The sequence below is a fragment of the Clostridium sp. AWRP genome (genome assembly GCF_004006395.2).
In the GTDB taxonomy this organism is placed as follows: Bacteria; Bacillota; Clostridia; order Clostridiales; family Clostridiaceae; genus Clostridium_B.
The window spans coordinates 2,567,063-2,579,293 of sequence record NZ_CP029758.2; the positions used below are offsets into that span (position 1 = coordinate 2,567,063).

A 12,231-nucleotide genomic window follows, 5' to 3' on the forward strand; every position below is an offset into this window, starting at 1 on the left:
TTCTATTCATTACCTTTTTTCAGCAAATGATCTTTCCTCCGTTTTTGTAAAAACCAGTACCACACAGAGAATTATAGCAATACCTAAAACACCTACTGCAGCAACATTCCATGCTGCCTTTGGGCCAGTAATTCCAAACATTCTGGTAACAGCTGTTAGGGCAAAGGGAGATAAAAATTGTCCAAAACCCTGTAGTGCAAAAAGAATACCTGTTGAAATTGCTGCAGGTGCTGATGAACTTTTAATAACTTTAAGAACAATTTCCGGATTAAAGGTTCCAAAACCAAGTCCATAAATAACACCTGCCACACAAAACATTAAATATGTGTTTACATTTACTAGTAAAAGAAATGATAAACCTAAGAATCCCACTCCAAGAACAATAGTGAATTTCTTAAATATTTTTGTTATAATTCTGCCATACATCATAGATGCAATAAAAGAACCAACAGTAAATAGCGTAAGCACAAAACCAGCTTGAGCAGCATTTCCTATCTTACCTGATACCATAACTATAGATACATTTGTCATAAAGGAAAATGTCATAATATTCAATATCATATTTAGTATGGCAATTATATAAGTATTGATAGTCGCCTTTCCTTTTGAAACGGATGTTTCAGTTTGAGTGGATTTTTTGTCTGGTTCAGGAAGCATGAACATTACCATTAAATATGATGGTATCATAAGCAAAAATCCAAGAAAAGCATATCTCCAACTGTACACAGCTAAAATACCGCCAACTACCTGAAATATTATACCAGAAACAGCCCCCACAGATGTCTTATATCCCATTAGTGCGTCTCTTTCTTCACCTTCAAATAAATAAGCTATCATAGAGGCAGCATAAGGAAATAACATTCCATGTCCAGCACCAAATAAAACCCTGGTAAATAATATTAAAGTCATACCTCCAAAGAAAGCAGGCAGGATTCCAATAAACATTAGAATAAACGATAAATATATTACCGCCTTTTTGGACATAAATCGCTCGAGTTGTCCAGGTACCAAGGAAAATATAATCATCATCAAAGACGGTATAGTCGAAATCTGTTTAACTTCAGTAGCACTTACATTAGGAAACGCCTTTGCTATTTCACCAAGTGCCGGTGTGGTCATACTCGTTGTATATAACATGGCTGCCAAAGTTAACACAGCAATTTTTACTGTTAAACCATATTTTTTTTCACTCATATCATTTTGCTCCTTTTCTGTATAATAATTTTAAAAATTATCAAACTCCTGTTATATAAAGTGCTTTCTATTATTACTTGCCCATTGCAGCTGCAATCATTGCTTTAACGTTTTCAGGTTTTGAATTAGGAGGTACACAGCAGCCTGCAGCCATAAAGAATCCCTGTGGTGAAAATTCATCTACAAGTTTTTTGCTATAATCGTATACTTCATCCGGTGTTCCTAGTGATAGGAGTGATGGTGCAACATCTCCCATAAAAGCCATACGTCCGCCAAGAAGTTCTTTAGCCTTAAATATATCAGTTGAACTGTCAGGATGAAAAATTGCCCTGCCCTTAGGGACATCAAGAAAATAGTCTAGAAAGCGGCTCCAATCCAGATCTAAATGAAAATAAATATTGGATCCTTCCTCAAGAATTACGTCTATATTCTGCTTCATGTATTTCCACATATAGCGGTCAAAATCTCTCATAGATAAGAAGTCTCCTGCTCCACGACCTCCGCCTACAAATACAGCAAGTGGTTTTTTCTCACGTATTTGTTTTCTTAAATCATTTAACTTATCCACCATAAACGCATCGAATGCCGCTTCAACTTTCTCAGGCATCCTATGCATATCCCTCATCAATTTAGGTATGGTACGTGCTCCACTAAAAACAGTAAACGGCCCTCCTGCTACTGCAGTTGTTAGTATGACACAACCTGCATCTGTATATTTTTTTGCAATTTTATCGGCAATAGTACCGTAATATTTCATATCATCACATGAACTTTTCAGGTTTTTTTCGCAGAAGTCTTTAAAAAAGTAATTCCAACCTTTATCAATGATGATGTCATAATCTTCTTCAGTCATTTTACCAATTTCATCTATCTGCCACTGTGCATCATCTTTAAGCTCACGCCCAGGTACCCTTGAAGCTGAGAGGTAAGCTAGTCCACTTGTTGTGGGCAAACGAACTGGAGTAATGACACAATCTATATCCCCTATGGATTTCAATGAATTCACTACTTTGTCTTCTGCTGCCTCATTGTCTGTTACAAATTCGCACAGCTTTCCACCTGAATATCTTAGTAAAAATGCTCCTGCGTGAAGCATAATAGGTGTTCTATCCGTTTTTTGCATTGCAATGTTCTTCTTGATCCTTTCCAAATGTTCATTATACAATTCCTTATTACTTTTCATACTAATAACACCCCCACGTAAATTAGTAAAAATATAAACTCACTTCAGTTTTCTTCCACATCAATGTTACCAAAATCCGTATATTGCTACAATGTTACAATTTGAGAAAAAATAATCAAATCGTTGTAAACTTTTACAATTACAATGTTGTTAAAATCATCCATATGAACTATAATTAAATTAAATTCTTTACATAAGGGAGATAATTATGTCAGTTCTGATGAGTGAAATTGTTAATAACTTAATGAAATACAACCCTGCTTTTAGAGTTAAACACAACTCCCATGTGAGATGCTGTAAGTTTCTTAATAACAATGATTTACCATTAGACTCAAAAGATATATATTTAGCAAGTATCTCTAATCTGCTTCCAAACATTTCTTCTAACAAAATTGTTAATTTACTACTTCTTACCAATAGAGATGTACCTAACTATTTGAAGGATAATCCTATGGTAAATTACATTGCAATTAATCAAGATATAAGCAAAACAAAAATCTTTAACGAACTCCAGGACTTATTTTTCCACAATGAATATAAAACAAATTGTGCTGAAAAACTATTTGATGCTTTAAACAAGGAAAAAGATGTCCAACAAATTTTAAATATTTGTGCAGAAATTCTTGGAAATCCAGTGCTTTTAGCAGATTCATTCTTATATTTAATTAATTATTCAGGTTTTGATGATAGTATAGATGAGCCCGTATGGAAGAATTATATTACGACTGGACATATACCATTAGAATACATAAATCAGCAAAATTTAAACTTGACAGTACAGAACAGCATAGCTCCAGACATTATGTGGAATACTAGTACTTTAAAACACAAACAAATTATTGGAAGAATACGTTTAAATAACACTTTAATTGCTTATCTGAAAATATTGGAATATAACAAAGAAATCACGAAAAGTGATATAATGATTATCCCTATAATTTGTAATACTCTAGCACTAGCAGTAGAAAAAAGCAAATACAGTTTTTTTATACCTGAATCTCCTATTGAAACATTAATGATACATTTGTTAAAAGGAGATATGATTTCAGAGATTTCCATTGAAGAAATACAAAATCAATTCATCGCTAATCAGTATACTACTTTCTACATTTTAAGTTTTTATGTAAAAAATGATATTTTTGATTTAACCGTAAAATTATGCCATGTAAAAGGATTAATCAACAGTATTTTTCACCACTACCATACAGTTATATATAATGATCATATAGTTACACTAGTTACTAAAAAAAGTCCTAAAGAACCAATAATAGATAGTTACCTGCATAATGCTTTTATAAAATTATTATCAGATAATCAAGTTGTTGCAGGTGTAAGCCGATGTTTTCACAATATAATGGAAATTTTTAAATTTCATGTACAGTCAATTAAAGCTGCCAAACTAGGATACAAGTTAAATAAGAAAGATAACCTCTATCTTTATAATGACTATGCTGTCTATCACTTATTTGAAGCCTGCTCTTTTAAAGAAAAACTTGAGGAATTTTGTGATCCTTCCATTTTAAAATTGATTAATGATGATAAAGAAAATGGGACATCTTATGCCCTTAGTCTTTATACTTATATTCAAAATAACTTTGATATACAAAAAACATCATATTTTATGAATGTACACTATAATACTATAAAATACCGTCTTCAAAAGATTGAGGATGTCTTAGAAATTGATTTAAGAGACAGTAATGTCGTATTTCATATTAGCCTTTCTTTTCGTATTTTAGGATTCCTAGGATATTTTAAATTATAAACCATATCCTTTCTCCATGTACTTTCCATAATTTTTAAATAGCAATATACTCTTGTATTAGACTACATCTAAATAATAAATATAATTATACTATTTAGATACTTCATATATAAATTATGCCAATAAGCTAAATTTTATATAGAATAGTTTCAAAAAAATTTGACTCTGAAGAAATAAATTAGTAAAATTATAAAATCAACAGATAAAAATTTAGCAGAGGTAAAAAAGCACAAGAAAGTATTGACCTCAAAAGGAGACATATATAATGAGTGTACCATCATCAATAACTGAATTTGTGGGAACAGTAAAATATGGAGATACAGTAGGTCTTGTTATAGCAAATGTGGATAGTTCTTTGCATGAGAAGATTGGATTAGATAAAAGACACCGTTCAATAGGAATTATAAGTAACAGAACAGGAGCAGGTTCTCAAATCATGGCTGCTGACGAAGCAGTAAAGGCTACTAATACAGAAGTTGCAAGTGTTGAACTTCCAAGAGATACAAAAGGTGGGGCAGGACATGGTTGTTTGATCATACTTGCAGCAGAAGATGTATCTGATGTAAGAAGAGCAGTAGAAATCGCCCTTAGTAAAACAGAAAGAAATTTCGGAGATGTTTATGGATTTGATTCAGGCCATATTGAATTGCACTACACTGCAAGAGCAAGTCTCGCTTTAAACAAAGGTTTTGGTGCCCCTATTGGAAAAGCTTTTGGAATAATTGTAGGTGCTCCAGCTGGAATTGGTGTCGTAATGGCAGATACTGCACTTAAAACTGCAAATGTTGAACTTGTTAGTTATTTAAGTCCAAGCCAAGGAACTGCCCATTCAAATGAAGTTATCATAACTGTCACAGGAGATCCAGGTGCTGTAAGACAATCGGTAATTGCTGCTAGAAAGATAGGATTGTCTATTGCCAGATCAATGGGCCAAAACCCAGTATCTACTACAGGAAAACCTTACATCTAATATAGTTATTTATAGTTATTTTTAATAAGACATACTTTTCGAGTAAAAATTTACTCGAAAAGTATGTCTTATCTTACTTTAACATTGAAAGCATATAATCAGGAATATTCTTATTTTTACCACCTGGAAGTTCCATTGTTGTTACTTTAGGCTTTCTGGTTGATAATTTCATAGTTTCGTCTTCACCTTTTGAACTCATAATCCTTAAAAGCCAGTTATCATTATCTACAAATTCATAATCATCACGTATGTGTGTACCCCTACTCTCTTTTCTCATAAGGGCAGCTCTTACCCCTGCTTCTGTGCAAGTTAAAAGATTTCGAACCTGTATCGATTCTATCCATTCATAGTTATAAACTATATTTTTACTTTTAGTACTCATTTCGCTTATGTCATATTTATATATTTTTAAAATTTCATCTAAAGTTTTTGTAAGTCCCTCCTCATTTCTTCTAAAGTTAAAGCCGGTATCAGCTGTCTTTTCTATATTTCTGTGTATTTTTATAGGGCTAACTCCTTCTTTTCTTTCAAGAGGTGAAAAAATATCTTTAATTATACTATCAATATTGGTATTTTTCATGCTTGGTTCATTTACATTTTGTATATATTTGCAAGCGGACAATGCTGCTCTATAACCCTGTACAAGCATTTCAATAAGTCCGTCTGCAACCCTCATAGCTCCAAATACACCACTTGTAGTCTCACCAGCTGCATAAAGTCCTGGTACTCCAGTGTACATATTTTCGTCTACTTCAATGCCGCCCATGCTGTATTCTGAGCCAATACCTACTTCCCATGGAATTCCCTTTCTAATATTTTCAACAAAAGTATTCAAGTTGTTTCCTTGATAGAATCCCTTTCTATACCACATGTTCATTAATGGCTCAGATTTTTTTAAAGCTTTTTCATAAATATCAAAAGGCACATTTGAATAATCAAAATATACACCTCCATTTGGAGTTCCTTTTCCTCTTGCAATTTGATCTCCATAATAATACGTAAATATAAGCTTTCCCATTTCACTTTCCTTAGCCATTTTAAGTAAAGTTTCAGGTATATTATCTAAAATTGATTCTCCCTTACCATTTTTAACAATAGGCATTGACATACTGGAATGTAAGAAAGGATAAATTGAACCTTTATATACTGATGGTGAAAGGGCAACTGCTGGTATATATAATAAAAATTCCATATCCGCAAGCTTTGCTCCTGCACGATATGCCATAGCCATTCCATCGCCAGTCATATCAGAAACAGTGCATTTAAAGGAATAAGGCTGATATCCGCCAGTAGCTAAAATAACTGACTTTGATCTGATTTCAATAATTTCTCCTGTATATACTTCTATGCCCACTGCACCTACAGCTTTTTTATCTTCCATTAAAATATCCACTGCTATAAAATCTTCTATAACATCAATACCGCTCTCTTTATTAACTCCGAATCGGCATCCATCTCCTACAGCTTTACCTGAGGTTATATATCCTTCTTCTCCAAAAAATGCAACCTTGTGTCCTGCTTTTTCAATCCACTGTTTAAGTTCAAAGCAGCACCCATCACAATCACTTACAAACTGCTCAACCATATTTTGATCACTTAGATAAAAAGATTGCTTTACAATTTGTTCAAATAATTTTTCCTTCGTATTTTTAGGATCTGCTTCCTTAAGTCCATATTTATAATATGCAGTTTCTCCATCCATAGAAAATCCTGCCCCTGCCATAATGGCATTTCCGCTTTTCCCAAGTTTTCCTTTTACTGCAAGTAGTACTTTTGCTCCTTTTCTTGCAGCTGTCACAGCTGCCATTGATCCTGCTCCAGATCCTCCAACAACTAATATGTCAGTATCAATTATCTTATCTATTTGCATTTTAACAGCCTCCTATTTTTATAACATTTTTAGATTAAATTTACAAATTTTATCACCTTTTGCAATGCAATATGGTCTCTCCAGTTTCATACCAAAAGCCTCAAACAAAATATGATCTATTTCACAATATAGATGTCCTAACTCCATACCAGCTTTCCCATATTGTGACCATATGTCCCCCATAGGACAATAAGTAATTTCTGATTGATCATTATCTGAATATTTCCAGCCATTTGAAGGCATATCTCTAACGGCAGCATAGGTTCTAGGATTATTTAAATCCAAACCTTTTTCCTTTGCTTCAGCTTTCATCGCATCTACCCTTGCTTTGCCAAACTTCTTAACTGCAGATAAAATTGCATCTTTTCCATTTTCTTCTCCCATTCTCTCAACCATTTCCTGTGCCATAAAATAATACAGTTCAGCCATAAGCTTTGCAAATTTAACTGCTGGTTCCTCATTACTTTTTAAATTACTCATTTTATTTACCTCCTCCTATATTTTTTATATAGTAACCAAATCCTTTACTTTTTTTCTCCCTTTTAAAGGCTCAAGGACAATTTCATCGCCCTTCTCTATTACATGTGTACATGCAAGAGAAGGAGTACCATCAACCATAAGAGTGCATCTTCCACAAATTCCATGGCCACAGGCACTGTGTTTGTAATAGCTCAAACTGCTGTCACAATGTTCCTGAATATAATCGAGAACATTCATTACAGTCCACTTTTCTTCAAAAATTACTGGAACATCAAAACAGTCATAATGTTCACCTTCTTCTACTGTTGGTTCAAATCGATATACTTTTACTTTCATTTTAATACCTCCAATTAATAAAATTTTTGAAAGCTAAATATTTTATAGTTCGTAATAATTTATTAAAAAAAATTTGTTTGAATTCAAACAAATTTTTTACAAAGACTTTGCTAATCTCCTTAAAAATTTAATGAGAAATTGTTTTTCCTGATCATTTTCTGTTGCTTCCAAGTATTTTTTAGCAATTTCATAATCAAACTTCATATGTTCTCCTTGAACAATTTTGCCTTCATCAGTGATTTCAAGATTAAATGAGCGTCTATCTTCTGGACTTATAACTCTCTTTACAATTCCACGCTTTTCAAGACGATTTATAACGCTTGTAAGTGTACTATTAGGGATTTGCAATATATTAAGTAAATCCTTTATCTGTTTTCCTGGGTTTTCTGCTACTACTCTTAGAACTCTAAAATCAAGCATAGATATTTTTTTTGTTTTATCTGAATAATCATTTAAAAATTTACTGTTAATCATTTTATATATCAGTTCATGTATAGCTTTATCAACAATTTTAATGTCCTCATCTTTTATCATAGCGCATTTTCTTCCTTACTTCGTAATATTTATGTTATGTAACAATAGTAAAACATGTTATGAAATTTGTCAAGAAAATTTTATGATTTTTTATCAATTACTTTAATATATTCTATCTATCAAAAATAAAAGATTTAACAACCCCAAAATATTCTCTTACACAATAATTAGGCAGCAGCAAATAGTTTACAGGGGCAGGAACACCCTCAACTCGAAAGCCATATCTTTTAGCTAAAAACTTAGCTCTAAAAACATGAAAATTACTTGTAATAACAGCTAATTGTATATTTTTCCTACCATCTATTTTCTTCAAAATCTCCCTAGTATATTTCATATTTTCCAAAGTATTTTTGGATTTTTCTTCCTTTATTATATCTTCATTCTTTACTCCATGCTGAACAAGGTATATCCTCATAGCTTCTGCTTCCGATATATCTTCTCCACGTCCCTGTCCCCCTGAAGCAATGACTTTTATGCCTGGATTTTGTTCTATATATTTAAGTGCTTCTTGAGTCCTCTGAAGCTGAACTAGAAGCATATTTCTTCCGCTGATCCCACCACCTAAAATCATAATATAATCAGGTTTCTTATTATGACCTTCATTAGCACTTACAAAAATGCATCCTTCAACAAAAATAAATGAAATAGCAATTATGGATATAAAAACTTTTAAAACTGTCAAAAATCTTTTCACCACTTTATTAAAATTATTTTCATAAAACTTTATTTTATAAATTCCTAGGATTACACAAACAATTCCGAACATAACAAAAAATTCTGAAAAATTCACAAACCTGCTAAATACTATGAAACAACTAATAAAATATAGTATGTTTACTATTCCAAAGGCAACTAAAAGGTATCCTATACCCTTGTGATCTTTTAAATTTTTCACGCTAAACACCATCCTAAAACATAATATTTTACTACTAAATATCCCTCCAAAATTATATTTACTAGATTTTTCATTTTTACACATTTTCATTATATACTATATCAAAGCAATTATAATAATAAAGATATAATGTTTAATAAAAATACTACAAAAAACCTCTTCGTGAAAACACAAAGAGGTTTCTTTTTTGTGACTATGCTTTATCAATAAATTATTTTTACATAGTACTCATTCTTCTGCACTCATCAGCACATTGACGACATGCATCTGCGCACATTCTACAGTGTTCATCATTGAATTTGCTGCATTCTGATGCACATTCATCACAAGTTGTTGCACACAAATTGCAAATATCATTTACATGATATCCTCTTCTAGCCATGGCAGTTGCAGCTGTTCTACAAATTTCTGCACAATCAACTAAATCAACTATACAATGTTCTCTTGCCTTTACATCTGGCTCTGACAGACACATTCTGAAACATTCCTCACATAATTGCATACATTTATTGCAAGAATCAATACATGATTGATACTGAGCATTTGGAGCCATTAAAGTTGAATTCATAATATAAACCCTCCTTAAAACTTTTATGTCTACATTTTATTTTGCTCTAAATATTTGACTTTATGCAGTTAATAGCATCTCTATATTTTATAAAAGCCCTCAATAAACAATTTTATGACTAAATTTTAAAAAATATTAACAAGTATAGCATAATTGTTACAATATATTTGAAAATATATACTTCTTTTCAAATATAATTGAGTTAAAATTTCCCTTATGATATGGTAGAAAGGGGTTTTTATAATACTAAACTAATTGCACTTTTGTATGTACAAAGCATAAATAATATACGCAATCCACATTAATATTAAAGAATCCATATAATAACATTTGAAAAGGGGTAATTTAGTTGAATTTAAGGAATATGCAAGGAAAAATTTTAGCATGTATCTTACCATTAGTTTTACTTGGAACATTTATAGTATCCTTTATTGGATATACTAATTCTAAAAACATGATCAATGATCAAATTGATGAGAAAATGGACTACAAGTTACACGAGTCTGTAGAAAATATGCAGAAACTTCTATTAAAGAATGGTAAAGTAGCTGAAACTCTGGCCAAGGTAGCCGAGACTTCAGGCAGTAGTTTCAGCCCAGATGCTTATAAATCCTTATTGGAAAACTTTGTAAAAACTAATGAAGAAACATATGGATCAGGAGTCTGGTATGAACCAAATAAATATAGTGCAAGCCAAAAATACTATGGTCCCTATGCATATAAAAATAACGGTAATGTAAAATATACAGATGAGTATAGTAATGAAACTTATAATTATTTTAAGTATGATTGGTATAAAAACGCAAAAAATACTAATAAGAGTTTAGTTTGGTCTCTACCATACTATGATGATACTAGTAAAGTTACCATGGTTACTGCAGCATCACCTTTCTACGATCAAAACAAACAGTTTATTGGTGTTACTACAGCAGATATGGATTTAACCAGTCTACAAAAGGCTATACAAGACATGAAATTTGGTACAAGTGGTAGAGCATTTCTTTTAAGTAGTGATGGAACATACATATCATCCCCAGATAAAAACAAAATTATGAAAGTTAAGATTTCAAATGACAGTAATAGTAGTTTAGCAGCTATTGGAAATGACATTGTAAAACAGAAAAGTGGTGAAAACACTTTCTACCAAAATAATGATAAATATAGAGTATATTATACTACAGTCCCAGAAACAGGATGGACAATAGCCATAACTATTTCTCAATCAGAATTATATGCTCCACTTAAATCTTTCCTTTTTAAAACAATAATTACATTTTTAATAATTATTGCATTAAGCATATTTGTAGCAATCTGCTTTAGTAGACAAATTAGGAAAAACATATCAAAAGTTAATGAATTAGTACATGCTGTTTCTAAGGGAGATTTAACAAAAACATTAGAAATAAACACAAAAGATGAGTTAAATATTATGAGTAAAAATTTAAATAGTATGACTGAAGGCTTAAAAAATATGATTTCAGGGGTCTCTGAAAGTATAGAACAGATAGTTTCTATTTCAGAGGAATTAGCTGCTAGTTCGGAGCAGACAGAAACCACTGCAAGTCAAATAGCAACATCCGTTTCTCATATAGCTGAAGGCAGCAGCAGCCAAGTTGCAGATGCAGATAAAACAGTAAATAGTATGACCAATATTTATGGAGATATAGATAAAATATCCGAAAAGGTACAAGACGTTACAAATCATTCTGTTGAGACTTATAAAAAAGCAGAAGAAGGTACAAGTGTGGTAAATAATGCTGTAGAACAAATGGAAATCATAGATAATAATACTACAGTATTATCAAAAGTTGTAAATATATTAAATAGTAAATCAGGAGAAATAGGAAATATAAGTTCTATTATCATAGATGTATCGGAACAAACTAATTTACTTGCCTTAAATGCAGCTATAGAAGCTGCCAGAGCCGGAGAACATGGAAAAGGATTTGCCGTTGTAGCAGAAGAAGTAAGAGTATTAGCAGAACAGTCATCTAATTCATCTACTCAAATCAATGTACTTATTAAAGAAATACAAAATGAAATTCAAAAAGCAGTTACTTCCATGCAAGAAAGCAGCAAATCAGTTAAAGTGGGTATTAATTTAGTTAAAAATACAGGATCTTCTTTTGATGAAATATTAAAAGATATAAGTAGTGTTTCTGATCAAATACAATATGTAGCTAAGGGAGTAAACCAAATTACAACTTCAATACAGGATATGGTTAATTCAGTAAACAAAATATCAGATATTTCTAAGGAGTCATCAGAAAGTATACAAAGTATAGCAGCTTCCTCAGAAGAACAAATGGCTATTATGAAGGAAGTAGCAGAAGTATCAGAGAATTTATCTAATATGGCTGTAAAATTAGGCTCAGATATAAATACGTTTAAGCTATAAAATAATTGAACATATTATAAAAGAACGTGCCTAGATTA

The 12,231-nt window shown here is 31.6% G+C and carries 11 protein-coding genes; 3 read left to right on the forward strand and 8 right to left on the reverse strand.

Translation table 11 applies throughout. The features are described from left to right. Positions 1 to 9 precede the first annotated feature (9 nt). Positions 10 to 1,194: an MFS transporter gene (locus tag DMR38_RS11780; protein WP_127721503.1), complete on the reverse strand. Its 1,185-nt coding sequence runs from the start codon at positions 1,192 to 1,194 to the stop codon at positions 10 to 12. A gap of 73 nt (positions 1,195 to 1,267) precedes the next feature. Next, positions 1,268 to 2,377, reverse strand: a complete 1,110-nt coding sequence (locus DMR38_RS11785) for a uroporphyrinogen decarboxylase family protein (protein ID WP_127721504.1) — start codon at positions 2,375 to 2,377, stop codon at positions 1,268 to 1,270. A gap of 208 nt (positions 2,378 to 2,585) precedes the next feature. On the opposite strand from DMR38_RS11785, the gene DMR38_RS11790 reads away from it, so the two are divergent. Then, on the forward strand, positions 2,586 to 4,142 hold the full coding sequence (locus tag DMR38_RS11790) for a helix-turn-helix domain-containing protein (protein WP_127721505.1): 1,557 nt from the start codon (positions 2,586 to 2,588) through the stop codon (positions 4,140 to 4,142). 265 nt (positions 4,143 to 4,407) lie between these two features. Continuing rightward, on the forward strand, positions 4,408 to 5,112 hold the full coding sequence (gene pduB, locus DMR38_RS11795; protein WP_127721506.1) for a propanediol utilization microcompartment protein PduB: 705 nt from the start codon (positions 4,408 to 4,410) through the stop codon (positions 5,110 to 5,112). Between the two features lie 73 nt (positions 5,113 to 5,185). Here the strand turns inward: pduB and DMR38_RS11800 are convergent, their stop codons facing one another. From DMR38_RS11800 to DMR38_RS11825, 6 genes are all read right to left on the reverse strand, one after another. Next, on the reverse strand, positions 5,186 to 6,982 hold the full coding sequence (locus DMR38_RS11800) for an FAD-binding protein (RefSeq protein WP_127721507.1): 1,797 nt from the start codon (positions 6,980 to 6,982) through the stop codon (positions 5,186 to 5,188). An 18-nt stretch (positions 6,983 to 7,000) separates the two neighbouring features. Further along, positions 7,001 to 7,462: an L-2-amino-thiazoline-4-carboxylic acid hydrolase gene (locus tag DMR38_RS11805; RefSeq protein ID WP_127721508.1), complete on the reverse strand. Its 462-nt coding sequence runs from the start codon at positions 7,460 to 7,462 to the stop codon at positions 7,001 to 7,003. Positions 7,463 to 7,486: 24 nt separating this feature from the next. Then, positions 7,487 to 7,798, reverse strand: a complete 312-nt coding sequence (locus tag DMR38_RS11810) for a 2Fe-2S iron-sulfur cluster-binding protein (RefSeq protein WP_127721509.1) — start codon at positions 7,796 to 7,798, stop codon at positions 7,487 to 7,489. A 96-nt stretch (positions 7,799 to 7,894) separates the two neighbouring features. Next, positions 7,895 to 8,332 (reverse strand): MarR family transcriptional regulator, encoded by a 438-nt coding sequence (locus DMR38_RS11815; protein WP_127721510.1) that lies wholly within the window; start codon positions 8,330 to 8,332, stop codon positions 7,895 to 7,897. Between the two features lie 112 nt (positions 8,333 to 8,444). Beyond that, positions 8,445 to 9,227 carry a YdcF family protein gene (locus tag DMR38_RS11820; RefSeq protein WP_127721511.1) on the reverse strand — a complete coding sequence of 261 codons (783 nt, stop codon included), beginning with the start codon at positions 9,225 to 9,227 and terminating at the stop codon, positions 8,445 to 8,447. A gap of 217 nt (positions 9,228 to 9,444) precedes the next feature. Next, on the reverse strand, positions 9,445 to 9,795 hold the full coding sequence (locus DMR38_RS11825) for a four-helix bundle copper-binding protein (RefSeq protein ID WP_127721512.1): 351 nt from the start codon (positions 9,793 to 9,795) through the stop codon (positions 9,445 to 9,447). A gap of 349 nt (positions 9,796 to 10,144) precedes the next feature. Here DMR38_RS11825 and DMR38_RS11830 point away from each other — a divergent pair, with 349 nt between their 5' ends. Then, complete coding sequence (locus DMR38_RS11830; protein ID WP_127721513.1) at positions 10,145 to 12,193, forward strand: methyl-accepting chemotaxis protein; 2,049 nt, start codon at positions 10,145 to 10,147, stop codon at positions 12,191 to 12,193. The last annotated feature ends 38 nt before the right edge of the window (positions 12,194 to 12,231 follow it).